Genomic DNA, 26,838 nt, shown 5'->3' with positions numbered 1-26,838 from the left:
GATGAATACAGAACTATGAAGCGCGGATTTGATCTGACTCGATTTTATAATTCCGATGCTACCGGATTTGATATTACCAATGCCCAATTCCCTGTTTGGCCAATTCCCAATTACCAATTACCAATGCCCAATCCCTCCGCTTCGCGCTCGCCCAATGCCCTGTTTGCCCAATGCCCAATGACTAATCTTTTCATTTCCAATACCTGCGCCAGTGAAATAAATTCTCGCATAAATTCTGCATCAAAGTATTGCTGCGGAAGCGCTGCGACTCCCAGATAGTAGCAGTTTGACCGTTAATTGCCGAAAAACTCGACCAAATATAAGGAAGTTCCGCGATCGCCTCAACCTTCATCCCGTGACGCACAGCCAGAGCGATCGCATGAATCAACTCAGCAGCTTGTGCCCCTACAATACTCGCTCCCAAAATCTCCCCATTGCGACGCGCGACAATCTTACAAAAACCAGTAGTCTCCCCGCACATTTGAGCTTTTTCAACATTCTTAAAATATTCTCGACAAACAATCAAATCGTCTCCAAAACGACGCCTTGCTTGCGCCTCAGTCAAACCAACCCTCGCCAACTGCGGATCGGAAAAAATCGCCCAAGGAATCCCGCGATAATCTATTTGAAACAGCGGCAAAAACAAAGCATTTTTCACAGCCACCGCAGCTTCGGCATTAGCAATATGAGGAAACGGATAACCACCAGCAACATCGCCGATCGCATAAATGCGCGAATTAGTTGTTTGCAATTTTTCATTTAAAATCAACCTGCGATTGTTAAATTTAACCCCAACCGCTTCGAGATTTAACGATGGAAAATTGTGTCCGCGGCCAGCAGCCAAAAAAATCTCCTCAGCTTCGATCGCCCTGGGCCCGGCTTGAATCCACTTTTTACCCTCAATCACCCGAGCTTGAGTCACCTCAGTAGAAGTCAGAATGCGGACTCCAACCGCCTCCATTGCAGCTTGAACCAAGCCTGCAGCCTCCCGGTCTTCTTTGGCCAAAATCCGCGAAGCCTTGACCACAAGCGTCACAGCCACCCCTAATCGAGCAAAAGTTTGAGCCACTTCTACCCCGCTGGGATCGGCACCAACTACAGCCAAACTTTGAGGTAACTGTGGAAGTTTGGTCAATTGGGCGACAGTTTCCGAAGTAAAAAAGCCGACAGACAAAAGTCCTTCAATATTGGGAACCGTCGGTAAAGTTGGAGAAGCTAGCAAATAACAGCGCGATCGCAAAGATCGATCGCCCGTAACAAAAGCCAACTTAGGTTTTGCAACAAACTCGCCGCTACCAAAAATAATATCGACCCCGCGAGCAGCCAAAACGCCGAGATCGTCAATTTCTTCTAAATTAGAAACAACACCTTCAGTCCATTTGAACAGACCATCTAAGGGCAATTCGAGCGGCGCAGACGAATCAGCCACATCCGGGCGAACCGCCAACTGTAGGCGGCGAAGCTGCTGAGCAAAACGAGCAGCCTCGCTCAAAGTTTGGCTGTATCTCAAGCCAAGGTCGATCGACACCTTCTCCTCAATCGGCAAATCTGGCGAATTGCTTAGCGGTTCCACCAAAGCAACGCGGGCCGGGAAATTAGTTGCCGTCAAAGCAGCATAACGTCCGGCCGGAGTTCCACCAATAATCACTAAATCATAATCAAGCATAATTGACAACTCCCCAGCCTAAAGGTATGAGGATTCTTCCTTCACAGAAAAACGCCTTGTAAAAGCAGTACCTTTACTTGGTCTTACTTTTTCTCCAGAAGCGGTAGCGAGATGCCCTCCCGCCAAAAGTCGTAAACCTTCATCTCTGATATTGATCGCCGCATTAATATCCCTGTCATGTATCGTTTGACATTGGGGACATTGCCAGCTACGAATATCCAAACTGAGGCGCTCTATCTGATGCAAACAGTTGCTACAAATCTTTGAACTCGGAAAAAATCTATTTACTTCAATGTAGAGTTTCCCTGACCACTCGGACTTGTACTTCAACATGGTACATAATTTTCCCCACCCAGCATCACTAATAGATTTAGCCAACTTAGGGTTTCTGACCATGTTTTTCACCGCTAGATTTTCTACGACTATGACTTGGTTTTCGTCAACTAATTTACGACTTAGTTTGTGTAAAAAATCTTCACGACATCGAGTGATTTTTTCATGAACTTTAGCAACTTTAATCCGAGCCTTATAGCGGTTTTTAGATCCCTTCTGCTTCCGACTGAGTTGCTTCTGTTTTTGGGACAATTTTACTTCATATTTACGATAGTATTTGGGGTTGTCATGTTTAGTGCCATCAGAGGTTATGGCATAGTGGTTGATACCCAAATCCACGCCAATAGCCTTGCCTTGTGATAGTGTTGCAGGCAGAGCTTTGCCATCATCGTAAAGACAAGAAGCGTAATATTCGCCCGACACAGTTAGAGATACAGTCACAGATTTAAGTTTCCCCCCAGGCAACCTAGATATTTTGCAGTAAACCTTACCTAACTTGGGCAAGGTTAAAAATTGGCCATCTAGCTTGATACCTTGAGGGAAGCGAATAGATTGCTTTTGTCCTTTTTTTTTGAAATTAGGATATTTAGCCCTCTTTTCAAAAAAATTCAGAAAAGCACTAGACAAATCTAATGCTACTTGCTGCAAACATTGTGATGGAGGTTCTGTTAACCACTGATACTCTTTCTTCAAGGAAGGTAACAGGTTAATCGTGTCGTTACGGCTTAAACCTTTGCCAGTTGCTTTGTAAGTTTCACTGGTTAGGCTAAGTGCATAGTTGTAAAACCAACGTACAGAACCAAACGACTTGGCAAGCAGTATTGATTGTTGGTTAGTCGGATAGATTCTGTACTTGTGGGCTTTTAACACTGCACTTACCTAACTACTATTACTATGGTAAACTAAGTTTGTGTAAAAGTAAAGCCGTCCTGGCAGGACAGGGTTTTAGACCCATATTTTCGATAAAGAAGTCAGTAGTAGATAGGAGGGCGGTTGAAGCCACGCCTATACAATCGATGTCCGCCGGATGCGACTCAAGAAAACAACGTAATTTCAACGGCCCACTCTTCAACCCGCCTCCGCGGGTTTTGTCTGTATAGGCGCGAATTCCATTCGCCCGCTCTTCTGGATCTTCTGACATTCATCTCACGCCAAAATCAAAGATTATGACGTGAGATGAATTTCCGAGTTAACGACAACAGACATCCGCAAGTCCAGCAATCAGTCGCAGATTGTCCGCCTTCTCGCGCACAGCTACTCGAAAAAATCGATCGCCCAACTCAGGAAAACTCAAACAATCCCGAATCAAAATCCGGTGTTTTTCCAGCAGACTTTTTTGAATCGCAGCCACCGACAGCGACGACTCAACCAACAAAAAATTAGCCGCCCCCGTCCAAGGCCGCAAACCAGGTAAATTAGCCAAACCCTCAAACAACTCTTGGCGAGCCACAGGCAGCCAATCCCAAGTTTTCCGCTCAAAAGCAGCATCTCGCACCACAGCAGCCGCCGCCGCCTCCGCCAGAGCATTCACAGGCCAAGGATCGCGCCGCAACTGCCAGCGGCGGAGAATATCGGGATGCGCGATCGCACAGCCCATCCGCAGTCCCGGCAGAGAATAGAATTTAGTGAGCGATCGTAAAATCACCAAATTCGGAAACTCCTCAACAGCAGCGATCGAACTTTGCTGTTTTTCCGGTGGTAGAAAGTCCATAAAAGCCTCATCCACCACCACCATACCTAACTGCTCCACATAAGGCAAAATCGCCTCCCTACCGAACAGCAAACCCGTAGGATTGTGGGGGTTGTTCAATAGCAAACCTCGATCGGCCCCCAGAGCAAAAGGAACCGGGACAGCAGGAAAAAGAGAAACAAAAGAGCGGTTAGAAACCGACAAACCATCAGTTACTAACCCGCTCAAAAGCTCCTGGCCCAACGATTTGAGATCCAAAGGACAATCGAGCACCTGCGCCCCAAAACCCGAAAGAGCCCGCCAGTAATCGCCAAAAGCCGGAGTCACCAAATAAGTAGCCTCCAGATCCGACAAATCCCAAGCCGCCCAAGTCAACAATTCCGCCGAACCATTCCCCGGCAAAACCCAATCCGGGTCAACATTAAACGCCTCACCCAAAGCAGCCCTCAACTCTCCATAATCCGGGTCTGGGTAAGCCGTCAGACTGCTCAAGCGAGCTTTAATCGCAGCCAAGGCCGACTCAGGAGGGCCCAAAGGACTGATACTGGCAGAAAAATCGAGAATAGCAGAAGCTGGGCAGCCAGCTAATGCGGCTGCCCAAGCTAAATTTCCACCGTGTACAGGTCTGATCAAGACTCAGTTTGCCCGTTATTCGGCGTTTTTCGCCGGTGCAACTCTGTCCTTAAACAACTTCCCTGCAGAAAATGCAGGAACTCTGGTTGCCGGGATTTCCATCTTGTCGCCGGTTTTTGGATTGCGACCCTCACGGGCCTTGCGTTCCCGCGACTCAAACGAGCCAAAACCGACCAGCGTCACCTTGTCGCCCTCGGAGACAGCTTCCATAATTGCTTCCAAAGCAGCGCTCAAAACCGCATCTGCCTGTTTTTTAGTGACAGTAGCCTTTTCTGCGACTGCATCAACCAATTCACCTTTGTTCATTCCGAACTCCTTCTGGAATTTGTAAAATACGTCAAACCGAGTTCAACTATTAGCTGTGAGTGGTAACTGCATTGGGAGTTTGGATTTGGAGATTTGGGTAGTCCCCTATTGCTCCAGCCCGCTTCCCCCTGAAAAACTCCTGCTGAATACCAATTACCCTAGGATAATTGGTCAGAAAAGGAATTTTTGTTTTTAATTGCTGAAAACCCCACAGCATCTAATTTTCACTGCATTATTCTAAAGTCTTGCCGACCGTTATGGATCGGTGGAACCTTTAATTTATATGGAACTTGCCAACTTTTTAAATTAATACCCAAATTTCGTTAAAAAAATACCACTTTGGAGAGCCGATTTCTTGCCTCCGTGGATTTCAGAGCGGACAAAAGGAGAAATAGAAAGAACAAAATGTCATTTGTCAATGGCTAAAGGATTTTTTTTGCCTTCTTCCTTTGTCCCTTTCCCTTTTCTGGGCAGGGCCGCCAGGGACTTAACCCTGGCGGCCCGCCGGACTAACGCAATGCCGGACTGCCAACTAAGAGGGCGGGCACTCACAGCCAACAGCCAACAGCCAACAGCCAACAGCCAACTGACAACAGCCAACTGCCAACTGCCAACTGCCAACAGCCAACTGCCAACTATCTCGGTTGGACGGGCTGGCTGCGCTGCAACAGTTGGCGCGCGTCGGGACTGATGTTGTTTTGATAGCCAAAGTTCGATCGATCGCTATCATCCAAAATCTGCGGAGTCAGCAACACAATCAACTCCGCCCGCTGGTTGGCCTTAGTCGTGCTCCTGAACAGCGAACCGATAATCGGCAAATCTCCCAAAATCGGAATCTTGTTCGCCGTAACCCGTTCTTCGTCGCGGATAATCCCCGAAACAATCAAAGTCTGACCGTCCCGCAGGCGAATTAACCCCGATTGCAAAGAGCGCTCGCCCAGCAGCCTGATAATATTGGTGTTCGCGCCCGTAGACAGTGCTTGCTCGACGCCCGGTGTCCTGATCACCGGGTTCACCCGCAGAGAAACAAAGCCATTATCGTCAATTCGATCGATCGCCACCCCCAACTGCAAACCCGCCCGATCCTTAACAGCCGTCACCGTTGTGGTACTCGTATTGCCGGTAGTCTGCGTTTGCGACGTGACGTTACTGAGCACCTCATCAGTAATATTTACATTCGCCGTTTCTCCTTCTTGAACCACCAGAGTCGGATCGGTGAGGATTTTGGCATTCTGGCTTTGAATAGTTGCCCGCAACGCCGACAAGAACCTCCTCGGATATTGGAACAGCGGGAACAGGGCAAAAGTCGCACTTCCGGCAGAATTCACCGTTGTAGGGTCAAACGCTGTGTAATCGCTAATCCCAACTCGCGCGGGGTCATTAGTAATCGGCGCTGTCGGCTGGACGAACAACCCGCCACCGAGTCCCGTGAGCGGTACGTTGATTAAATTTCCCCTAGGATCGTAGAAAGGTGTCCTGTTTTCTGTGGGAATGTCTCGGTTGTCGACGATCGGCCGACCGTTGATCCCCGTAAGGTCAGTTTCACCAGGCGGCCGCAAGCCTCCAAAATTGAGACTTGCTACTCCCCCATCATTGACAAAGAAATTGTTATTAATTCCGAAAGAGAAACTGCTGCTACTTTGGTTGTTTCCCAGCAAGTTGACATCGATCACCTTGACGTTGACAGCCACTTGACGGCGGCGCAAATCTAGTTGAGTCAAGAAAGCTACGGCAATATCGACTTTGCGCGGATCTCCCACCAAAGTGATCGAATTGAGTCGGGCATCCGCCAGCACCGACAGCCCCCTCAGCAACAGTGGCCCGTTGCCGTCCCTAGCGCCAATTGCCTTAATATCCGGTTCCCGAATTTCCACATCCCGCGCCGCATTTCCCTGGCCCACGGTTTGAATAGTCACCCGAGTAATCGGCAGTTGAGTTTCCGCACCTTGAGCGCTCAAAAAGTTAGCTGCATCGGTAGATCTGACTTGATTGAGCCGCAGAGTCCGAACGATAATATTGCGCGAGTCTAGGGGCAAATTAGAGCCCACAAAAATCGTGCGCCCGACGCGGTTGGCTTGCAGTCCGCTGATCCGCAGCACGTAATTAAAAACATCTTGCACCGACTCATTTTCGATGTCCAAGGAAATCTTCGGCCCTTCATCGGAGCCTCCTGCTGCTCCGGGTGCGGCCGCCGGTTGCCCCGGCCCCGCCGCCCCGCCGCCTGTAAAAGCAATGTTCAATCCCGCAGCGCGAGCGAGCAGAGCTAAAACGTCTCGTACTGGGGCATCCCGCAGCACCAAGCGGGGGATGCGTTCTCCCGAACTCAGCTCAATATTTCCTACGCCGGGGGCGATGTTAGATACGGAGATATCTCCCAATGGCGGTGCTACAGCCCTGGGCAGGAAAGGGGCAGCTTGATTGGTTTGAGATTGAATTTCGCTTGGTAGGGGCGGGCGATCGTCCCTAGTAACAGTAACTTCGGGATTGGGCAGCAGCACGCGCTCGTTTTGCGAGGTGCGGATTTGGGGAGCTGGCCGGGGAGCTGTTTGGTTCAGCGGCAGTCCCGGAGGCGGCGGGGGCAAAGCTTGGGTTTGGTTGAGCGCGGGCAATGCAGGCGCTGCTGCTTGGGTAGATTGCACAGTCCCGCCCTGTCCGGCAACGCTGAGGACGATGTTTTGGCCTTGTCCGGGCATAACTTGTCCGTTGGGAACTCCGTTGGTGCCGGCTACCACAACGCGGATGCTGTTAGCTTCTATCTGGGTGATTTCTACTGAGGAAATGCCCGGAGCTGGGTTATCTTGACGGAAGCTGTTGCCTTGGGACAAGCGGAGCTTGGTGTTAGTAATTGTGGCTTGGTAGGTATTGCCGCTGTTGATGGCGAAAACTTGCGGGCGATCGCCCTTTTCCGTAGCCAGGACAATATTTACCCCATTATTGGCTTGACTTACTTGCACTCCTGTGACTTGAGTCGGCGCTGCCGAGACTGGCGCTTGGGCGATTATAATTCCAGCAACGCTGCTGAAGATTCCACCACTTAACCGTAGATGCTGTTTCACGTTCTCTCCTCCACTACACTTGGTTATTTATTGTTCGCAATCTTGACTAGCGAGCTTTTGGCACTAACTGAAACCTCTCTCGTTTTCAGTTTTTTTTGAATTGAGAAAATAGGCATAATTAGGCACAAACTATCATTTAAAATTCACACACAAATATTTTTGATATTTTTTGGTGAATCAAATCTTCGACATTTTGCCTTCAACCTTCTCCCGAAACAGCGAATTGAAATAGCTAAGGAATAGCAATTAAATAACAGTTGTTCGTTCCGAGCATTACCAGGCCATTCCTGGTAATGCAGGGTCGGATACTCTTCCTTTTTTTACCTCGCCACGTTTGGAGAGAAAAAAGTCTAGCAGATGTTTGAAATTATTCAATTTGCGTTCCTAATATTGCCTTGCGAGCGAAAAATGAGGTGCGATGGAATTTTTCCTAATGGACAATTTATGACTTATCTACAGCAATTCTTGCAGAATTTGTGGGATTGCTCGTTACCCGACTTTGCGAAAGTAACGCATATCCCGAGCAAGAGCGGACTTAGATAAACTGATTGCTATAGTACCCCGAAACCGGGTTTTCCACCAAAACACTAGCCAAAAAAATCTTGATTTCGGTAAAAAACCAGTTTTCTAGAGTCTTCTGTACAAGCCATGTAATTAAGGAGTTCATGTACCTCGCAGAAATTGAAAACCGCTATATCCGCTCGCCTCGCGCTATTTGGCAGGAATCGGAGCCGGAGTTGGCGGTTTTTCTTCTTGCTTTAACGGCAGGAGCGCGTACAAGTCAAAAGCCGTTTTAATTTTTGTTTGCGGCTGAGCTACTGGGATGATTTTCCCTTTCAAAAAATCGATTTCTATGGCCTGATTTGATGCTAGCAATTCAGATTTCAAATTCCTCACTACTAACAGGGACTGCATCAACTCCAAACTACGCATAAAATTGCGGGTTTGAGCAAAATTGCCTTCAAACTCTACCTTATATTTTTTGCGCCTGAGCTTGCCAACAAGGGACGGCCCGAAGGACGTATCGTTGAGAATATCAGGGTCTGGAGCTCCCGCCGCAGCGGTTGCTGTAGCTGGCGGCATATCCGGCTCAAATTTGGTAATTTTAGCCTTGAGGTCGTCTCCTTGCACGCCGGCGTTGATCCGATTAACCAGTTGGGTCATGTCAAGCAGCAGGGTGTTGGCGCTTCCATCGCTCGCAAACATTGCCGTCACTTGGGCGCGGCGCTGTTTTGCTTCTTCTTGCTTGGCTTCTGCTTCTGCCTTTTTTTGAATTTGAGCTTGCAATTGCACTTGCGTTTGCTTGCTTTCGACCAGTTTTTGCTTCAATTCGCCGCTTTTTTGGAATTCTGGGAGTACGAACTGGTAGCCTAGGTAGCCGGCCACGCCGAGGCCGAGAACCGCGATGCCTATGGCTTGGATTTGGGGTGTCAGCTTAATGCCGAATATTTCCTTACCCCCTGTCTCTTCTGCTCCGCTGGGAATAAACTCGTTTGCTGCTGTCATGGTTTTTTCACTTCTCCTTTTTGTGATTCTAGTATTCCTTTTTCTTGAAGTGTTTCTATCCGTATTGCTAGTCCGTCTGCTTGCTTGTTCCGCAGTTCGGAGAGCAACTCGGAGGCTCCAGTCGGGCTGAGTGTGGTTTCAATTTTATATTCCACCACTGGTCGGAGTTTGGGAAGTTCTGCTGCTGAATCGGTTGGGTTGCGTACTTGTAATTGTGTGGGGTTGTTTTTTAATGTGGCCGCTACCAGTTTGGTATCGGTGTCGAGGAAGAAAGGAGAGCGCTGGACTAGCAGAATAAAGTCGTTAACTTGAGCAAAGGTACTTGCTATCCCTGAAATTTGTACTTTTGCAGTTTGGGGCGGGACGATGGGGGTGGGAGCAGCCACTGGGGTGGGGCTGGCTGGGGGAGTTGCACCCGGAGACGGACTGGCCCCTGGGGAGGCGGCGGGAGTTGCTGCCGGGGGTGGGGGTGCTGCGACGGGGGCGGGACTTGGGTCGATTTGCTCGATTTTGGAAATTTGCACTCCGGCGGGGGTGCGGGCGCTGATGTCTTGCAGCATGGCCGACCACGGTTTAATTTGGTCGAATACTCCGGCTAATGCTTTGTATTCGCCGGTAATTTTGTCGGTTTCGGCGTTGATGGCTTTGATGGTGCTGGCTTGAGTGTTTAATTTTGCCAGTTCTTGGTTGAGGGTTGCTTGTTCTTTGTCTAAGCCGGTGTTTTCGTTGGTCGCCCACCACCAGGCGCCCATGACTGCGGCGTTGAGGCCGAAGGCAAACAGCAGCGCCCCTATGAGGGGCAGTTGGTCTTTGGCTCCACCGGAACTTCTTTTAGCTGAGCTTTTGGCTGCTGTGACTGGTTTGTAGTCCGGGCGATCGTTGAGAAAATTAATATCTAGGCTGTACATGGCTTCACTCGATTTTATAGCTGAAGGAAGAAGTCATTGGTCATTGGTCATTAGTTATTGGTCATTAGTTATTGGTCATTAGTCATCAGTGCTGTTCCCCGCGAGCGAACGTTATCAGTTATCAGAAAAAAGAAGGTCGGAGGAAGGCTTTAGCGATCGGCGCGAGAGATTTTTGGTGGCAATCGACGGCTGAGGTTTGAGCAATTAAGAACGTCTTAACTGTGAGGGCGGTTGCTTTAAATGTGAAATTTTAGATTTTAGAGTGAGCGCCAGATTATCGGTACAAGTTAAGGGTTTATTTAGGGAAGAAGGAAACAACTTTCTGCCTTTTTCCGAAGGAATTGGCTGCTTCTATCTCGGATATTCTACCTTTTACTTTTTACCTTTTACCTCCAATATTTTACCTTCTGCATCAGGGGTCTTCTTTTTTCGGAGGAAGCTTTTTCCTAAAATTCTCAAATCTGTTTTTCTACTATTATCTAAAACTGTTAGGTTAGAGCACCTCCCTGAGTCCTAAGCCTAGGGCTACTCCTAAGCCTGCTCGCTGTTCGGGGCTAATTTCTTGGCTGATTTCGAGTCCTAGGGTTTCGATGGGATCGACTTGGGATGCGGGCAAACTTAATCTCTGCATGAAAAATTCGTCGAGTTTGCCGATCGCGGCTCCGGGGCCTGCTAGCAGCAGTTGCGCTACTTCGAGTTCTTCGCTCTGGTTGAGGTAAAAGTCTACTGAGCGGCGCAGTTCGTCTGCGAGTTCTCCCAATACTTTAATCATGGCATTTGTGCCTGGATTGGCGTCTCCCGATGCGCCCATTGTATCCGTTACTGGCAGGGTCATGCCTTGCAGTTCGGTGGTGTCTCTGGTTGGGGGCAGGTTCATGGCTTCGTTGAGGGCGGTCTGGATTTGGTAGGTGCCGATCGGGATGGTACGGTTAAATTGTGGTATGCCGTCCACTACTATAGCTAATTCGGTACTGTCAAATTCTATGTCTGTGAGGACGGCGGCTTCTTGGGATGAAAATTGTTGCAGTTGGTCTTTGAGGGTGCGAATCAGGGCAAAGCTGGTTACTTCTAGCACGTCTATGATCAGTCCGGCTTCTTTGAAGGTTTCGATGTATGTGTCGGTAACTTCTCTGCGGGTAGCTACTAATACCACTTGCACTTTTTCTACGCCGTCGTCATCTACAAATAGGCCGATTTTTTGATAGTCTACGTCGGCATCTTCTCTGGGAAACGGCAAGTACAGCCCTGCTTCTGCGTTCATGTAATCCCGCAGTTCTTCTTCGTTGAGTTCTGCGGGAACTGGAATTAAGCGGATGACGGCTTCGCGGCCGGGAATGGCTGTGGCTACTTTCTTGGCTTTGATTTTGTTTTCGGCGAGGACTGACCGGATGAGTTCTGCCATTCCGGGCGGATCGACTATTTGCCCTTCTTGTATTATGTCTTCTGGTACTTCTATTGAGGCTAGGATGCCTAATTTTAATGCCTGAGCTTTCTTTTCGAGCTGAATGATGTTGATGCGGTCTGGGGCTATTTCGATCCCGATTCCTGGCTGGCGTTGGGAAAGTAGACCTTTGAAAAAGTTAACCATGTGATTGGGTCGCCGGTAGTTGCTATTTGTTTATTTTGTGGTTGGCCAGCCTGACTCAGCCGTTGGCTGTTGGAGGGTGATACCATTTGGGATTTTCAATTAGGAATGACCCATCGGCCGGCGGGTTTGGATTGCTGGCCTAGTATGTATTTCCAACGCGCCTGCTGTAATCTCGGTGTTCGCAGTACCGTTGGCGGTGCTGCGCTGCAGGGTCTTGGTTGCGCGATCGCTAGTTCCGATTTTATGCTATCCAATTTACTTGACAATAGCTATTCTCCGGCGAATGTCAACAATTTTCAGCTCGATCGACCGAAAACCTGCCGGTGCGGCTGCAAAACCGACTCTTTCCCTCGCAGGGCTCTGGCGCAACCAAGACTAGAACTTGACTCTCTGGTTTTCTCGGCGGGCTGTGCTTTTTTTCTCTAACGGTTCCCATGATTCTGAAATTAAATTCTATGAAGCGTAAATCTTGGCAACTGTTTGCTGTTTTTGGGCTGGTGGGGCTGCTGCTGGCTGCGGTGGTCAGTTGCGGCAAGCCTGCTGTTAATTCCCAAACTAAGAATGCTAACGAAATCGAGTTCTGGACGATGCAGCTTCAACCTCAGTTTACTGAGTATTTTAATCAGACGATCGCTGATTTTGAAGCCAAAAATCCGGGCGTGAAGGTGCGTTGGGTGGATGTCCCTTGGTCGGCGATGGAAAGTAAGATTTTGGGTGCTGTTTCGGCGAAAACTGCGCCGGATGTGGTGAACCTGAATCCAGATTTTGCTTCGCTGTTGGCGGGGCGCAATGCTTGGCTGGATTTGGACTCTCGAATTTCGGAGCAAGTGCGATCGCTCTATCTGCCAAATATCTGGAAAGCTAGCGTACTTGATGGCAAGACTTTTGGGATTCCTTGGTATCTGACAACTGGGGTGACAATTTACAATACGGAGTTGTTTAAAAAAGCTGGAATTGCTAAGCCTCCCGCTACCTATGCCGAGTTGGCGGCTGTGGCGAAACAGGTGAAGGAGAAGACTGGTAAATTTGCTTTTTTTGCGACTTTTGTACCGGAAGATTCGTCGGAGGTTTTGCAATCTTTTGTGCAGATGGGCGTGCCTTTGGTTGATGCTAAAGGTAAGGCTGCTTTTAATACTGATAAGGGGAAGGCTGTTTTTCAGTATTGGGTGGATTTGTACAAGGGCGGACTTTTGCCACAGGATGTTTTGGTGCAGGGCCACCGCAGGGCGATCGAGCTTTATCAAGCTGGAGAAACTGCTTTGTTGGGTTCTGGGCCGCAGTTTTTAAAGGCGATCGCTGACAATGCTCCGACTATCGGTGCTGTCTCGGCTGCTGCGCCTCAAATTACGGGGGAAACCGGCAAGAAGACTGTGGCAGTGATGAATTTGGTTGTACCTCGCGACAGCAAGCGCCCCGACGATGCTGTCAAGTTTGCTTTGTTTCTGACTAATTCTCAAAATCAGTTGGCTTTTGCGAAGGTTGCTAATGTTTTGCCTTCTACGGTTGAGGCTTTGCAGGACTCTTATTTTAAGAATGTTCCGGCTGATGCTGCTCCGAGCGATCGAGCTCGGATTGTCAGTGCTTCTGGCTTGGCGAAAGCTGAGTTGTTAATTCCCCCTCTCAAGGATGTTAAGAAGTTGCAAAAGGCGATTTATGACAATTTGCAAGCGGCGATGTTGGGGGAAAAATCCGTGGAACAAGCTGTGAGTGATGCGGCGAATGCTTGGGATCAAAGGTAGTTTTTAATTGAAGCTGGGGCGGAAATATTTTTGCTTTTCCCCCTTGCTTTTTTCTGCTACTTGACGTATTATTAAATAATGGGAATCCGTGTCGCCATATATATAAGCTTTTAAGTTATTATCGAATGATGAAATTACCGCTTTTTCACAGGGCGGAGTCGGAGGATAACTCTGGATAAGTCAATCTCGACTATTTTAGAGGTAAATGTTTGTTGATAAGAACGATCGCTCATCCCAGCAACCGGGTTTATTTATCCCGTGCGATCGCCTTTCTGAATGCAGCTTGATTGATGATTTCTACAAAAACAGCCTAAATCCCTCAAATATTCATAAATTTGACTTGTGTTAAAATCAAAGCTCTGATCGGAATAGGAGAAAATTCTTATGCCAGCGATGACACTCAAAGATTTAAACCAAGTTCAAACCCTTTTTTCCGAAGCTGGTTTAGATTACAAAATGGAACTAGAAGACGGGAGACTTTCAATTATGGGGCCATCAGACATCGTATCCAGTGAAATCAGTAGCCGTCTGATCGCCTTTCTTTTCGCTTGGATAAATCCCCGTCGCTTGGGAAGAGTCTTTGACTCCGCAGGCGGTTTCATCATGCCGGATACGAATGTCAAAGCACCTGATGTTTCTTTTGTGCGGGCGGCCCGCTTGCGCCAAAGTCCGCGTTATTTTGGAGAACTTGTCCCCGATTTGGTGGTTGAGATTAAATCTCAGAGCGATCGCATTAAGCCTATAGAAACCAAGGTTTTGAAGTTTATAGAACTGGGTGCGATCGTCGGAATTCTGATCGATCCTGATGAAGAAACAGTGACTATTTATCGCTCTACAGGTGAACCCACTGTTTTAGGAAATGGCGATATCTTAACAGTAGCAGAACTTTTTCCCGGTTGGGAATTGCCCGTTTCGGAACTGTGGCCTCCTATTTTTACAGAAGAAGAAACGCAATTATAATGCGTTTAAGCTTGGGATTGTTGTTGTTGCAGAAAGTAGCCGACGAGATACAGGGAACCACAAAGCACTGTTAAATTGTCGCCTGCTACAGCAGCATCTAAGGCTGTTGTTAAGTCGGGGAAGGCTTGACAAACTGTTAATTCGGGGCAGATATTTTCAGCGATGGCGGCTAATTCTGTGGGGGATGATGAGTTTTGATCGGGTACGGGTACTAGGTAAAGCCGATCGCCCTTTTTGAGTAAAGCTTGTAAAATATCATCGCAGTCTTTCGTCGCCAAAATGCCGATTACCCAGTTAATCGGGGACGGGGAACTGGTAAGATGATCTACATATTCGCGCAGGGCGATCGCAGCAGCGGGGTTGTGCGCGCCGTCAATCAGGATGGTGCGGTTTTTCCAGGTAGTTTGCTGAAGTCTTCCGCGCCATTGGGTTTTGGCGATTCCGTCGGCGATGGCGGTGGGGGAGATTTGCCATCCTAGGTTTTGGAGGGTGTGGAGAGTTGCAAGTGCGATCGCCGAATTCATTAATTGAATTTGTCCCAACAATGGCAATTGATATTTGATTTTAACCGAATTTTGACTTAACTGATATTCTGCAAATCCTTGTCCTAAATCTACCGCTGGTTTTACCCAAATTGCCGGAGAGTCTAATTCTTTAATGCGTTTTTCTACTACTATTCTAGCAGATTCTGGCAATTCTCCGACAACTACCGGACACTTTGATTTGAGAATTCCGGCTTTTTCTCCAGCAATATCGGCGACAGTAGGGCCGAGGATTTGGCAGTGGTCGAGACTGATAGAAGTAATGACACTGACAAGGGGAGTTTCGCAAACATTAGTCGCGTCTAGTCTACCGCCCAATCCTGTTTCTATGACGGCAATATTTGCTTTTTGTTCGGCGAAATACAGCCAAGCTGCAGCGGTGATGATTTCAAATTGAGTGGGAGTTTCTGTGTTACCTTCTGCAGCGCTGACAACTTGTTCTAGACACTGTTGCAATGCTATTGTAGAAATTGGTTTTTGATTGATACAAATTCTTTCTGTCCAATCGATTAGGTGCGGGGATGTGTAGCGCCCGACTCGATAGCCTGCTGCTGTTAGTACGGATGAGAGGTAAGCGCAGACTGAACCTTTGCCATTTGTGCCGGCAATGTGGATAATGGGGACTTTTTGGTGGGGGTTATCTAGTTTTTGGAGGAGTTGTTGGATTCTTTCTAGGCCGAGGTGTACGCCGAAGTGTTGGTAAGATTGGAGGATGGATTCTGCATTCATTGAGGATGATAAGTGTTATATTTATTTGTGAATTAGATTTTTTTTGCGAACCGCGAAGGCGCAAAGGGCGCGAAGGAAGAAAAGAGATAGATGTTGATAACTAAAAATATTATTTCTCTGTTTTCGGGTTGTGGTGGGTTGGATTTGGGTTTTCGGTTGGCTGGGTTTAATCCGGTTTGGGCGAATGAATATGATAAGTCTATTTGGGATACGTATAATTTCAATCATCCTGACACTATTTTAGACCGCAGAGATATCAGAAAAATTAATTCTGATGAAATTCCCGACTGTATTGGAATTATCGGCGGGCCTCCTTGTCAAAGTTGGAGTGCGGCTGGTGCGAAACGCGGGATTGATGATAGTCGGGGTCAGCTTTTTTGGGAGTATATCAGAATTGTGCGGGACAAGCAGCCTTTGTTTTTCTTGGCTGAGAATGTTCGGGGTATTTTAGCGCCTAGAAATCGTGATGCTTTCACTTATATATTATCGCAGTTTGAGGCGATCGGGTATCGGGTTTCGTTCCAGTTGCTGAATGCTAAAAGTTTTGGTGTGCCGCAAGATAGACAAAGGGTAATTGTTGTCGGTTATCGGGAAAATCTGGGTTTTGGTTTTGAGTTTCCCAAACCTGAAACCGATGTTTTGACGCTGGAAGATGCGATTTTTGACTTAAAGGCGATCGCCCCAATGTCAGTTAAGGGTAAAGTAGATAATTATCACGATGCTGTCGCGAATCACGAATGTGCAGATTTGGGGTTTTCGAGCATTTATATGTCGCGAAATCGAGTTAGAAGTTGGGGCGAACCTTCGTTTACAATTCAGGCGGGCGGCCGACACGCACCTCTGCACCCTCAAGCTAGTAAAATGATTTTGGTTGGCAAAGATAAGCGCATTTTTGACCCGAATTCCCCTCAGCCTTACCGTCGGCTTTCTGTGCGAGAGTGTGCGAGAGTTCAGACTTTCCCGGATAAGTTTATTTTCAAGTACAAGTATATTGCGGATGGATATAAGATGGTCGGGAATGCTGTTCCTGTTAATTTAGCAAGAGTTTTAGCAAGTAAGATTTTTGAGGATATTGCCATAGGGAATAGGGCATTAGTGTCAACTGAAGCCGACCATCTACCAGTCGCTAGGGAATCAATTCCACGAGCCCTTTAGCGAAATTCCTCGCCATGAAGACTAATCTCAAATCCCTTGACATCAGAATTATTCATCTCTCTCTTCTCTTCCTCTGTGTCCTCTGTGGCCTCTGCGGTTTAATCATTCCGAATTATCTGTCATTGAAACTTAGTTAACTCACCGAGATTTTGCTGAATCGTATTTATGCCGCGAATATGAGACAGGGGAGAACCTCCGTACAAAAAACTATCCAAACTAATTTGATAATTTTGCTGCACCGCCAAATCCAGCCACAAATTCTTAAATGCTTCTCCCGGTTTGTAGTCGGGAATGTTATGCTGATAGTAAGGAAAACTATCGATACAAGTGTTAAAAAAATTCTTGCGCCCGCAATGCTTTAAATACTGATATCGCGGCTTAAATTCGGTTTGATTTTGCAAGACTGTATGAATAGTATCGGCTAAGGATTCCGGGTCAAATTTGGCGTAAAGTCCCGCACCTTCCGGGAAAACAGGCGAGTTTCCTCTGGCGTATTGGTTGAATTCTTCAAAACAAATTACTGGTACGTTGCAACTCATTGCTTCGGTAATTCCCCGGTTTTTTCCTTCGAGGAGGGAACCGAGGACGAAGGCTTGGGCGCGCGAATAATATACAGGCATTTCGCTGTAGTAGTCAACTCGCGGTAGTAAGTTGATGTAGTCGGAGGGATTGCCTAAAATTGCCTCTACTTGGTGCCATTCTTTTAAGGCGAGTTCGTCGAGAGTATTTAGGTTATTAACATCAAAGTCGTGACCGCTGACAACTGTTAATTTTATTGGTTTTTGCGGATATTTTTGGCGGTAAATTTTTAAGGCTTTAGCAATCGTCGGCAAATTCTTTTCTTCGGAAATTCGGGCGACGGCTAGCAAGTCGATGTCTTTGGCGGGGACGTTGCGGGGAGAAATTAAGTATTCGTTGATGAAGTCTGTGTCTTGCAGTGGTACGATCGGTTTGTTGGCGCGATTTGGATAAGTTTCGCGAAACCATTTATCTCGCTGCGGGTTTTTGTATAAACTAGAGTATGCGTCGGCGACAGGGGCCCAGGAATAGGAGATTCCGGGGGAATAGGTGAAGGATAAAAATACTGAGGAAAGTTGGGGAAATAGTTTGTTGATTAGTTCGACTCCTTCGCTTAAGTAAATTCCTTTGATGAATTTTCCTTCGTAAAATAGCGGGGGAAGCAAGACGTAGAAACTTACGGTATCGAAGCGGTGGGGTTGGTCTTCAAATATCTCCCAGCTAAAGGCGTCTAAGTCTGCATAGATTTCGGCGATTGGTTTGTTGATGTTGGGGTTGCGTAAGTAGGGTTTTTGGCGATCGTAGTTTCCGCGTACCATATAATTTTTAGTGTGATTATTGAGTTTCTTTTTTTACCGCAGAGGGCGCAGAGGGCGCAGAGGAGGAGAAGAGAGGGTTATTCACAAGTCATCTAAGGGTTGTTCTAGTGATTCATTGTCGCCAATTGTGAGGGCGAGTTGATAGATTTGGCGGCGGGGGAGGGATGTTTGTTGGGCTAGTTGGCGGCTGGCTTGGGAACGGCTGATGCCTTCTGCTATTAATGTTTGTAATTCGGCTTTGATGGCGTCTTCGGAGAAAATTGGTGCGTCTGTTTGCAGGCCACCAATTACGAGGGTAAATTCTCCTTGGGGTTCGCGTGCGGTGTAAAGTTCGATCGCACTTTCTATACTACCACGCCAAAACTCTTCGTGCATTTTAGTTAACTCTCTCGCCAGCACAATCTGTCTGTCGCTTCCCAAGGTATTTGCTAAATCTTGTAAAGTTTGCCGCAATCGGTGGGGAGATTCGTATAAAATAATAGTGCGGGATTCTATTTGCAAAGCTTCTAAACCGCGCTGGCGTTCTTGACCTTTGGCGGGCAAGAATCCTTCAAATACAAATCTGTCTGTAGGTAATCCCGATGCACTTATCCCGACTATGCAGGCGCTGGGGCCGGGAATCGGAATAATGTTAATATTAGCATCGGCGCAAGCTTTGACTAACTCGTATCCGGGGTCTGAAATTCCCGGCATTCCAGCATCGGTTACAATGGCGATACTTTTTCCTAACTGCAGTTTGTCGATTAATTCGGGGAGTCGCTGTTGTTGGTTGTGTTCGTGATAGCTGATTTGGGGTGTTTTGATTTGAAAGTGGTGTAAAAGTTTGCCTGTGTGGCGGGTGTCTTCGGCGGCGATGAAATCTACTGTTTGTAAAATTCGGATAGCGCGATATGTCATGTCTTCGAGGTTGCCGATTGGGGTTCCGACAATGTAAAGTGTTCCTGTGTTAGGATTTGGCTGCATTAGGAGATTTTTTTGTTTTTAACCGCAGATGTACGCGGATTAATGCGGATATGAAAACTGGATTATTTTTGGGATTGGCGACTTTAGATTTAGTTTATTTAGCCGAGAAGCCTCCGGGTGAAAATCAGAAAGTTGTTGCTGCTGATTGTACCATTGCTGCGGGCGGGCCGGCGACAAATGCTGCGGTGACTTTTAGCTGTTTGGGGAATGCGTCGGTGTTGGCGGGGGTTTTGGGCACTGGCGCGATCGCCCAATTGATTCGTGCAGACTTAGCGGAGTATAATGTCAGGATAATTGATTTGCAACCAGGGATCTCGCACACTCCACCAGTCTCTTCGATTATTGTAACTGAAGCAACGGGCGATCGATCGGTAATTTCCATCAATGCTACGAAATCGCAAGTTGACAGTCAAACAATTAACCAGGATATTTTAACATCAGTTAATATCATACTGTTTGACGGACACCAAATTCCAGCCAGCCAAGAAATCGCTGAACTCGCCCAATCAAAAAACATTCCCATCGTCCTCGATGGCGGCAGTTGGAAACCCGGATTAGAAGAAATATTGCCCTTCATTGAATGGGCCGTATGTTCCGATAACTTTCATCCGCCCGACTGCAACAATTCAGAACAAGTCTTTGCTTACCTCTCAGCAGCCGGAATTCCCCACATTGCCATCACGCGCGGCGAAAAACCGATTAAATACCTCAGCAAAGGCAGTTTCGGCAGTTTAGAAGTGCCTCAAATCCAAGCCGCAGACACCTTAGGCGCAGGCGACATTTTTCACGGCGCTTTCTGTCACTATATTTTACAAAATAACTTTACAACTGCCATCACCGCCGCCGCCAAAATAGCTTCCGATTCCTGCAAAACTTTCGGAACCCGTCAATGGATAAAAAACATTCAACCTTAACTTTAAAATAACCCAACTATCCGGAAAAAAGCGATCGCACCCAGAAAACAGAAACAGACAACACTTGTTAAGCTAAAATAATCATATCAACCCTCTCCTTTCTTCCTTTGCGCCCTTTGCGTCTTCGCGGTTCGCCCAAAAAATCCACAAATCAAACAAGATTGCTATATTAGTAAAACACCTGCAAGCAAAACAAAACTACCCCAAAACAAAACACTCAAATCATGGCTGAAACTCAACCCCTAAGCATCACACTTCCCCCCTTGCGGATTACCTTAACCGAACAACAACAGGTTAATCTAGAATGGCTGACGCAAAACTTACCAAACCTACTCGCAGCAGCGCCAAGCAAACCAGAAGTCCCAGACAACTTGAAACAGTGGGTAGCGGCCAACAAATTATTAAATAAAGCAGACGCAGAAATTATTCAAGCCCTAGTAAATACAGGCATAGATGCCGAAACAGCAACTGCAGAAGTTACCGAAATATCATCTCATCCTTACTTCCAAGCAGGTAGCCATTACGTACAGCTATTGCAGAAACTGGAATCGCAACTTAACATCAACAATCAATTAGCCGCACTCTCTTCCAAGTTTGGCACAATCGAACGCAAAAGCAGCCTTTCCAGAGAGTATTTTTTAGAAAATTACTACGCTAAAAATACTCCCGTAATTATTACCAACATCATGCACAACTGGAAAGCATTACAGTTGTGGACACCGGAGTATTTGCAGCAAAAATATGGAGATGCAGAGGTAGAAATTCAAGCCAACCGCAACTCAGACCCGGATTACGAAATTAAGGTACACAACCACAAAAAAATCGTTTTCTTCCGCGAGTATGTAGATATGGTCGTCAACGGTGGCCCCAGCAACGACTGCTACATGGTTGCTAACAATCAAACTCTGGAAAGAGAAGAATTTAAATCGCTATTTAACGACTTTGAGATTTTCCCAGAATACCTCAATCCCGGTGATACAAAAGGCAGAGTTTTCTTTTGGTTCGGCCCGAAGGGTACAATTACGCCGCTGCATCACGACCCAGTTAACTTAGTTTTAGCACAGGTATCGGGACGCAAGCTGATTAAATTGATTTCTCCCCAGCAAACACCTCTGCTTTACAATCATGTCGGAGTTTTTAGCAAGGTTGATGGCGAAAATCCCGACTATGACAAATATCCGCTTTACAGAGATGCAAAAATCATTGAGGTAATTTTGGAACCGGGAGAAGTTATATTTATTCCTGTGGGTTGGTGGCATCATGTAAAATCGCTAGAGGTGAGTATTTCGGTGTCGTTTACTAATTTTGTGTTTCCCAATTATTATGAATGGAAATATCCTCATATCAATTGGTAGTTGTCAGTTGTCAGTTGTCAGTTGTCAGTTGTCAGTTGTCAGTTGACAGTTGTCAGTTGTCAGTTGTCAGTTGTCAGTTGACAGTTGACCACTTGCAAACACGAACATCTATCTGCGTTTATCAGCGTTCATCTACGGTTTAAAAAATGAAAAATCTTGAAGAATTAAGCGAAATTGCGCGGGCGGCGGCTTGGGGTGCGACAGATATTTTGCAATCCTACTATCACCCCGATTCCCAGACTCCAAACCTGGACATTCAAGAGAAAAAAGACGGCCCAGTTACGGCGGCCGATATCGCTGTTAATTCTTACATTTTAGATGAATTGCAGTCTGTTTTAGGGAATGCAGAATTTGGCTATCTCAGCGAAGAAACTTACAAGTCTTATTTAGAAAGTTGCGGTCAAGTTCCTTTACCTCAATCTTGGGTTTGGATTATTGACCCTTTGGATGGAACGCGCGATTTTATTGACAAGACGGGGGAATTTGCCGTTCACATTGCTTTAGCGTTTGAGGGAAGACCGGTATTAGCGGTTGTGGCTTGGCCGGAACAACAAAAGATTTATTACGCAATTCGGGATGCTGGCGCTTTTATGGAAAGTCGGGACGGTTCTGCGGTCAAATTGCAGGTTTCGGCGCGAAATATACTGGCAGATTTATCTATAGTAACCAGCCGCAGTCACCGGGGCGATCGCTTTAATCAATTGTTACACAAATTGCCTTGTCAAAATCAACTAGCTGTGGGCAGTATCGGCTGCAAAATTGCGACAATTGTGGAACAAAAAGCTGATGTTTATATTGCCCTTTCGGGAAAGTCTGCGCCGAAGGATTGGGATTTAGCGGCACCGGAATTGATTTTGACGGAAGCGGGTGGTCAATTTACTCGTTTTGACGGTTCTGCTTTGCAGTACAACCGGGGAGATGTGAGTCAGTGGGGGGGATTGTTGGCGAGTAACGGTTGCTGTCACGATGCTTTGTGCGGGGATGCTGAGAGGATTTTGGCAGGGATTGATGGGAGTTGAATTTAAGTGCAAATAATTTGCTATATTAATAATATCATAATGTGGCAAAATGTATGAGCGTTAAAGAACTTGAAACAGCAATTATGAATTTGTCGGTTAAGGAACTATCGGAGTTAACTACTTGGCTGATAGAGTATCGACAACAAGTTTGGGACCGGCAAATTGAAGAAGATTTGGAGGATGGGCGGTTAGATGCGCTACTTGATGAAGTTGATGCAGAGTATGAAGCTGGATTGGCTAAAGTGTTATGAAGCATCTGACTTTACCGCGTTTTTGGCAGTGCTATCGCCAGCTACCTAAAGAAATACAAGCCTTAGCTGATAAAAATTACAATTACTAAAAGTCGATCCGTATCATCCTTCACTGCATTTAAAAAAAGTTGGCAGGCGAAAGCAATTGCAATCGGTGCGAGTAGGCGATAGTTACCGAGCTCTGGGAGTTGAGAAACCTGAAGGTATTGTCTGGTTTTGGATAGGGACTCATGGCGATTATGATGCAATTTTAGCTCAGAAATAAAGCACCCGATCGCCCTTGTGCATTTCATTTACGAGCGCCCTTAAATATTCTAACGAATAACCTGTAGGGGCGGGTTTTACGAAAAATAATTGCCTAATACCCATAATCTCATAAACCCGCCCCGATCGCACATATCTATCAAAAAGACGATATTAATACTTAGATATAATTACACTGGCAACTTATTGATTTTGTGTTGAATTATCAACTTCGTGCTGGATAGTACGAAATATTACTTAATTAATTTTTGTATCTTTATCAAAGCTTTAATAACTAAGTGTTTTTATGGAGAAAAGTTTATATATTTTCTCTGAAACAACTGTTATGGTTGCTACAAGCTTCAAAAAGAGTTTCGGATGCAAGTCGCGAAACCGGGGAATTGTTGTCTTTTTTACCCGAGTCAGGTGTATTATGCCGAAATTAAATAATCGAGTTTCAGTAAGTGCGATCGCCTTTATCGACACTCAAGTACCAAATTATCAAAGTTTGATTGCCGGGGTAAAACCGGGTACGGAAGTAGTGGTTTTGGATGGGAATCAAGATGCGATCGCCCAAATTACTGAAGTTTTACGCGATCGAACCAGTATTGACAGCATTCACATAGTTTCTCACGGTGCTCCCGGCAGCTTGCAATTGGGCGGCGGTAGCTTGAGTTTAGATGATATTGAGGGCGATCGGCATGATCTACAGCAGTGGTTTTCGCCACGAACCGACTCAATCCCCAACAATCGACCTCACATTCTTTTGTACGGGTGCAACGTAGCAGCAGGCGAGACAGGTAAAGCATTTATAAAACGCCTGAGTGAGTTAACCGGCGCTAGTGTTGCAGCTTCGCAAAACCTCACGGGAAGTGTAGCAAAGGGCGGGGACTGGGAACTGGAAATCAGCAGCGGAGAAATCAAAACACCGCTAATATTTGCAGCCGAAGTATTGGCAGGTTACGAGTACGTTTTGAATAGTTTTGGTGCGGCAACTAATTTTGGTGCGGGGACAAGTCCTGCGGGCATCGCTACGGGGGATTTTAACGCCGACGGCAAACCCGATTTAGCTGTAGCAAACCAAGGATCTAATAATGTTTCTATCCTGTTAGGAAATGGCATCGGTGGCTTTAATCCCGCGCCTATTCCTACCTTGGCGGTGTCACGTCCCCAATCGATCGCGATCGGCAATTTTAACAATGATAATTTCCCCGACTTGGCAGTAGTTGGTAGCGGCACTGGTGGCGCCCTTTTCGTTTTCTTAGGAAATGGTACGGGCGGTTTTGGCAGCCCCACTCCATATCCTACAGGAGTATCTCCTATCTCGGTTGCAGTTGGGAAGTTTAACGGCGACAACTTTTCAGACTTAGCAGTAGTCAATTCAAGCCCTGGCAGTCCCTCTGGCACTGTCACAATTTTGCTGGCAAATAGCAGTGGCAGCGGGGCATTGAATTTCAACACTAACTTGAGCGCGCAGTCAATTCCCGCTTTCATGACAGTGGGGGACTTTAACGGAGATACTTTTTCCGATTTAGCTGTGCCGAATAGTTTATCTAACACCATTTCTGTTTTTTTAGCGAATGGTACGGGCGGATTTGGTGCACCGACTAATGTTGCAGCAGGGATAAATCCAAATTCGATCGCCACTGGGGACTTTAACGGAGACAATCTCCTCGACTTAGCCACAGCTAACAACGGTTCTAACAATGTCTCAATTCTATTAGGAAATGGCACTGGTGGCTTTGGCGCGGCCACTGGGTTTAGCGCGGGGACAGGGCTGGAAGGCATTGTTGCGAATGACTTTAGCGGAGACGGCAAACTTGACTTAGCAGTAAGAAGCAGCAGCGGCGCTGCAATTTTAGTTGGTAACGGTACTGGCGGTTTTAGTGCCCCCATTAACTTTGCTGCGGGCACAGATCCATATTCCATTATTGCCGGCAACTTTAATGCTGATACTCTCCCGGATTTGGCAGTAACAAATAACGGTTCCGATAACGTTTCGGTGCTGCTAAATACACCCAATACAGTTAATTTTGGTACTGCAACATACAGCGGTACAGAAGGAACCACAGACACCGCAGTTGAGATTCCCGTCACCATCAGTGGCGACACTCCCTTGGGCGATGTAGTTGTACCAATTGCGATCGACCCTAGCAGCACAGCCACCGAAAATTCAGACTACACCTTTTTACCTACCTCAATTACATTCCCCGCAGGTGCAACAGGTGCCGCACTCACCCAGAATGTTGCAGTTACTATCAAACCCGACAATCTCCCTGAAAACGCCGAAACCGCAATTCTCAACTTTGGCACAATCACCGGAGGCGTTGCAGGTACAACAAAACAAACAACATTAACTATTGCAGCCAACGGTACTGTTTCTTATGCCATTGCCGCCGGTATTGCCAGCATTCCCGAAGGTAATAGCGGCACAAAACCTCTGACTTTCACTGCGACTCGCAGCGGCAACACCGGCGGGGCAAGTAGCGTCAATTATGCGATCGCCGGAACAGCTACAAACGTCAGCGATTATAACAACATCGGCGGCACTTCAGGGGCAACTACTGCTACTGGCACAATTAATTTTGCGGCTGGTGAAACATCCAAAACCATTACTCTCGATGTATTAGGCGACACCCTAGTTGAACCCGACGAAACCATTGCCGTCACCCTGTCCAATCCCACCAGCCCAGGCGTAACACCGACAATTACCACTGCTACCGCTACCACAACTATTACTAATGATGACAAAGCTGGCTTTACTGTTAACCCAACAGCATTAAGTACAAGTGAAGTCGGTGGCACTGCTACCTTCACTGTCAAACTCAACTCTCAACCAACTGCTGATGTTACTTTCGGTTTGAGCAGTTCCAATGTTGCAGAAGGAACCGTTTCAACTAATAGCTTAACTTTCACTTCTGCTAACTACGATCAACCACAACCAATCACGGTGAGTGGTGTTGACGATTTAGTAGCTGATGGCCCTCAACCTTACAAAATAGTCACGGCTGCTGCTGTCAGTACCGATGCTAATTACAATAACCTCGATCCTGATGATGTCGCCGTCACTAACAGTGACAATGAAACTCCGGGAATTACGGTGAATCCGACGGCGGGCTTGACTACGGGCGAAGATGGCACTAAGACTGACTTTACTGTGATTTTGAATACTCAGCCGACTGCTGATGTGACTATCGGTTTGAATAGTTCCAATGTTGCGGAAGGAACAGTTTCAACTAACAGTATAACTTTCACTCCGGCTAGCTGGAATGTGCCGCAACCGGTGACAGTAACTGGAGTTAATGACAGTATTGCTGACGGCGATATTGAGTACAAAATTGTCACGGCTGCTGCTGTTAGTACAGATGCGAATTACAGCAACCGAGAGGTGGCGGATGTTGGTATTACCAATAAGGACAATGATACGGCTGGTGTTTCTGTTAGTGTTGCCGAAACAACTGCTACCGAAGGCGGTGCAAACGGTACGTACACTTTAGCACTGAAATCGCAGCCGATCGCCCCTGTAACTCTCACTCTCACAACAGATAATGAGATTAAGCCGATCGCCCCTATCACTTTCACTCCCAATAATTGGAATGTCGCTCAACCCGTTACGGTGATAGCTGTTGACGATGCGATTGTGGAAGGTTCACACAGCAGCAAAATTACTCACAGTGCGAGCAGCACTGATGCTAAGTATAATGTGGTTGTGGTTCCAGGGGTGACAGTGGCGATCGCAGATAACGATGTAGCGCCACCGCCGCCACCGCCAACTCCAACGCCGACTCTGACTCCAACGCCGACAACATCTGTCACTCCGACTCCGACTCCGACGACATCTGTCACTCCGACTCCAACTCCGACAACATCTGTCACTCCGACTCCGACTCCGACGACATCTGTCACTCCGACTCCAACTCCGACAACATCTGTCACTCCGACTCC

At 46.9% G+C, this 26,838-nt stretch carries 22 protein-coding genes; 10 read left to right on the top strand and 12 right to left on the bottom strand.

Translation table 11 applies throughout. The features are described from left to right. Positions 1 to 190 precede the first annotated feature (190 nt). The 9 genes from QUA01_RS24670 to pilM form a co-directional block, all read right to left on the bottom strand. Positions 191 to 1,666, bottom strand: coding sequence for a dihydrolipoyl dehydrogenase family protein (locus QUA01_RS24670; protein WP_333088780.1), 1,476 nt, complete (start codon positions 1,664 to 1,666; stop codon positions 191 to 193). Positions 1,667 to 1,684: 18 nt separating this feature from the next. Beyond that, on the bottom strand, positions 1,685 to 2,869 hold the full coding sequence (locus tag QUA01_RS24665; protein ID WP_333088782.1) for an RNA-guided endonuclease InsQ/TnpB family protein: 1,185 nt from the start codon (positions 2,867 to 2,869) through the stop codon (positions 1,685 to 1,687). A 319-nt stretch (positions 2,870 to 3,188) separates the two neighbouring features. Next, on the bottom strand, positions 3,189 to 4,322 hold the full coding sequence (gene cobD, locus QUA01_RS24660) for a threonine-phosphate decarboxylase CobD (RefSeq protein WP_333088785.1): 1,134 nt from the start codon (positions 4,320 to 4,322) through the stop codon (positions 3,189 to 3,191). 15 nt (positions 4,323 to 4,337) lie between these two features. After that, entirely contained in the window at positions 4,338 to 4,628 is a 291-nt protein-coding gene (locus tag QUA01_RS24655) for an HU family DNA-binding protein (RefSeq protein ID WP_194009466.1), read from the bottom strand. Between the two features lie 408 nt (positions 4,629 to 5,036). Further along, a complete protein-coding gene (locus QUA01_RS24650; protein ID WP_333088789.1) occupies positions 5,037 to 5,249 on the bottom strand; it encodes a hypothetical protein in 213 nt (70 codons plus the stop codon). A gap of 14 nt (positions 5,250 to 5,263) precedes the next feature. After that, on the bottom strand, positions 5,264 to 7,684 hold the full coding sequence (locus QUA01_RS24645) for an AMIN domain-containing protein (protein ID WP_333088790.1): 2,421 nt from the start codon (positions 7,682 to 7,684) through the stop codon (positions 5,264 to 5,266). 711 nt (positions 7,685 to 8,395) lie between these two features. Beyond that, entirely contained in the window at positions 8,396 to 9,190 is a 795-nt protein-coding gene (locus QUA01_RS24640) for a pilus assembly protein PilO (RefSeq protein WP_194070450.1), read from the bottom strand. Beyond that, the gene (locus QUA01_RS24635; RefSeq protein WP_333088791.1) at positions 9,187 to 10,098 is read right to left on the bottom strand and encodes a PilN domain-containing protein; all 912 of its coding nucleotides are present in this window, start codon (positions 10,096 to 10,098) and stop codon (positions 9,187 to 9,189) included. Before QUA01_RS24635 ends, QUA01_RS24640 begins: the two co-directional genes overlap by 4 nt. A 493-nt stretch (positions 10,099 to 10,591) precedes the next feature. Beyond that, positions 10,592 to 11,686 carry a type IV pilus assembly protein PilM gene (gene pilM / locus QUA01_RS24630; RefSeq protein ID WP_194012787.1) on the bottom strand — a complete coding sequence of 365 codons (1,095 nt, stop codon included), beginning with the start codon at positions 11,684 to 11,686 and terminating at the stop codon, positions 10,592 to 10,594. A 105-nt stretch (positions 11,687 to 11,791) separates the two neighbouring features. On the opposite strand from pilM, the gene QUA01_RS24625 reads away from it, so the two are divergent. The 3 genes from QUA01_RS24625 to QUA01_RS24615 all read left to right on the top strand — a co-directional run bounded on the left by QUA01_RS24625 (position 11,792) and on the right by QUA01_RS24615 (position 14,385). Next, entirely contained in the window at positions 11,792 to 12,112 is a 321-nt protein-coding gene (locus QUA01_RS24625) for a hypothetical protein (protein ID WP_333088793.1), read from the top strand. Positions 12,113 to 12,141: 29 nt separating this feature from the next. Continuing rightward, positions 12,142 to 13,425, top strand: coding sequence for an ABC transporter substrate-binding protein (locus tag QUA01_RS24620; RefSeq protein ID WP_333088795.1), 1,284 nt, complete (start codon positions 12,142 to 12,144; stop codon positions 13,423 to 13,425). A gap of 384 nt (positions 13,426 to 13,809) precedes the next feature. After that, the gene (locus tag QUA01_RS24615) at positions 13,810 to 14,385 is read left to right on the top strand and encodes a Uma2 family endonuclease (RefSeq protein WP_333088797.1); all 576 of its coding nucleotides are present in this window, start codon (positions 13,810 to 13,812) and stop codon (positions 14,383 to 14,385) included. Between the two features lie 5 nt (positions 14,386 to 14,390). Here the strand turns inward: QUA01_RS24615 and QUA01_RS24610 are convergent, their stop codons facing one another. Then, entirely contained in the window at positions 14,391 to 15,656 is a 1,266-nt protein-coding gene (locus tag QUA01_RS24610; RefSeq protein ID WP_333088799.1) for a bifunctional folylpolyglutamate synthase/dihydrofolate synthase, read from the bottom strand. 90 nt (positions 15,657 to 15,746) lie between these two features. On the opposite strand from QUA01_RS24610, the gene QUA01_RS24605 reads away from it, so the two are divergent. Next, positions 15,747 to 16,811, top strand: coding sequence for a DNA cytosine methyltransferase (locus QUA01_RS24605; protein WP_333088801.1), 1,065 nt, complete (start codon positions 15,747 to 15,749; stop codon positions 16,809 to 16,811). Between the two features lie 119 nt (positions 16,812 to 16,930). Here QUA01_RS24605 and QUA01_RS24600 read toward each other — a convergent pair whose 3' ends face one another. Both QUA01_RS24600 and rsmI read right to left on the bottom strand, forming a co-directional pair. Continuing rightward, the gene (locus QUA01_RS24600; RefSeq protein ID WP_194012791.1) at positions 16,931 to 18,148 is read right to left on the bottom strand and encodes a glycosyltransferase; all 1,218 of its coding nucleotides are present in this window, start codon (positions 18,146 to 18,148) and stop codon (positions 16,931 to 16,933) included. An 81-nt stretch (positions 18,149 to 18,229) separates the two neighbouring features. Beyond that, complete coding sequence (rsmI, locus tag QUA01_RS24595; RefSeq protein ID WP_333088803.1) at positions 18,230 to 19,111, bottom strand: 16S rRNA (cytidine(1402)-2'-O)-methyltransferase; 882 nt, start codon at positions 19,109 to 19,111, stop codon at positions 18,230 to 18,232. 50 nt (positions 19,112 to 19,161) lie between these two features. Here rsmI and QUA01_RS24590 point away from each other — a divergent pair, with 50 nt between their 5' ends. From QUA01_RS24590 to QUA01_RS24570, 6 genes are all read left to right on the top strand, one after another. Further along, positions 19,162 to 20,025, top strand: a complete 864-nt coding sequence (locus tag QUA01_RS24590) for a PfkB family carbohydrate kinase (RefSeq protein ID WP_333088804.1) — start codon at positions 19,162 to 19,164, stop codon at positions 20,023 to 20,025. A 224-nt stretch (positions 20,026 to 20,249) separates the two neighbouring features. Then, positions 20,250 to 21,380, top strand: coding sequence for a cupin-like domain-containing protein (locus tag QUA01_RS24585; protein ID WP_333088806.1), 1,131 nt, complete (start codon positions 20,250 to 20,252; stop codon positions 21,378 to 21,380). A gap of 146 nt (positions 21,381 to 21,526) precedes the next feature. Next, positions 21,527 to 22,399: a 3'(2'),5'-bisphosphate nucleotidase CysQ family protein gene (locus QUA01_RS24580; RefSeq protein WP_333088808.1), complete on the top strand. Its 873-nt coding sequence runs from the start codon at positions 21,527 to 21,529 to the stop codon at positions 22,397 to 22,399. 53 nt (positions 22,400 to 22,452) lie between these two features. After that, positions 22,453 to 22,650 carry a hypothetical protein gene (locus tag QUA01_RS24575; RefSeq protein WP_106148975.1) on the top strand — a complete coding sequence of 66 codons (198 nt, stop codon included), beginning with the start codon at positions 22,453 to 22,455 and terminating at the stop codon, positions 22,648 to 22,650. Positions 22,651 to 22,804: 154 nt separating this feature from the next. Further along, entirely contained in the window at positions 22,805 to 22,915 is a 111-nt protein-coding gene (locus tag QUA01_RS27535; RefSeq protein ID WP_442921521.1) for a hypothetical protein, read from the top strand. Between the two features lie 411 nt (positions 22,916 to 23,326). Beyond that, positions 23,327 to 26,838 (top strand): DUF4347 domain-containing protein (locus QUA01_RS24570; protein WP_333088809.1); only part of this gene is annotated, 3,512 nt, incomplete at its 3' end.

Origin of the sequence: Microcoleus sp. S36a_B3 (assembly GCF_036700745.1) — a bacterium.
In the GTDB taxonomy this organism is placed as follows: Bacteria; Cyanobacteriota; Cyanobacteriia; order Cyanobacteriales; family Microcoleaceae; genus Microcoleus.
The sequence above is the reverse complement of the archived record's forward strand: the minus strand, read 5'-3'. Positions and strand labels throughout refer to the sequence as shown.

Excerpts from the sequence above, each read along its gene's own strand:
- QUA01_RS24610 (WP_333088799.1), bottom strand. The coding sequence starts at position 15,656 with ATGAATGCAGAATCCATCCTCCAATCTTACCAACACTTCGGCGTACAC.
- QUA01_RS24670 (WP_333088780.1), bottom strand. The coding sequence starts at position 1,666 with ATGCTTGATTATGATTTAGTGATTATTGGTGGAACTCCGGCCGGACGT.
- QUA01_RS24585 (WP_333088806.1), top strand. The coding sequence starts at position 20,250 with ATGGCTGAAACTCAACCCCTAAGCATCACACTTCCCCCCTTGCGGATT.
- pilM (WP_194012787.1), bottom strand. The coding sequence starts at position 11,686 with ATGGTTAACTTTTTCAAAGGTCTACTTTCCCAACGCCAGCCAGGAATC.
- QUA01_RS24615 (WP_333088797.1), top strand. The coding sequence starts at position 13,810 with ATGCCAGCGATGACACTCAAAGATTTAAACCAAGTTCAAACCCTTTTT.
- QUA01_RS24575 (WP_106148975.1), top strand. The coding sequence starts at position 22,453 with ATGAGCGTTAAAGAACTTGAAACAGCAATTATGAATTTGTCGGTTAAG.
- QUA01_RS24600 (WP_194012791.1), bottom strand. The coding sequence starts at position 18,148 with ATGGTACGCGGAAACTACGATCGCCAAAAACCCTACTTACGCAACCCC.
- QUA01_RS24640 (WP_194070450.1), bottom strand. The coding sequence starts at position 9,190 with ATGACAGCAGCAAACGAGTTTATTCCCAGCGGAGCAGAAGAGACAGGG.
- QUA01_RS24625 (WP_333088793.1), top strand. The coding sequence starts at position 11,792 with ATGACCCATCGGCCGGCGGGTTTGGATTGCTGGCCTAGTATGTATTTC.
- QUA01_RS24580 (WP_333088808.1), top strand. The coding sequence starts at position 21,527 with ATGAAAAATCTTGAAGAATTAAGCGAAATTGCGCGGGCGGCGGCTTGG.
- QUA01_RS24590 (WP_333088804.1), top strand. The coding sequence starts at position 19,162 with ATGAAAACTGGATTATTTTTGGGATTGGCGACTTTAGATTTAGTTTAT.
- QUA01_RS24605 (WP_333088801.1), top strand. The coding sequence starts at position 15,747 with ATGTTGATAACTAAAAATATTATTTCTCTGTTTTCGGGTTGTGGTGGG.
- QUA01_RS24620 (WP_333088795.1), top strand. The coding sequence starts at position 12,142 with ATGAAGCGTAAATCTTGGCAACTGTTTGCTGTTTTTGGGCTGGTGGGG.
- QUA01_RS24655 (WP_194009466.1), bottom strand. The coding sequence starts at position 4,628 with ATGAACAAAGGTGAATTGGTTGATGCAGTCGCAGAAAAGGCTACTGTC.
- rsmI (WP_333088803.1), bottom strand. The coding sequence starts at position 19,111 with ATGCAGCCAAATCCTAACACAGGAACACTTTACATTGTCGGAACCCCA.
- QUA01_RS24635 (WP_333088791.1), bottom strand. The coding sequence starts at position 10,098 with ATGTACAGCCTAGATATTAATTTTCTCAACGATCGCCCGGACTACAAA.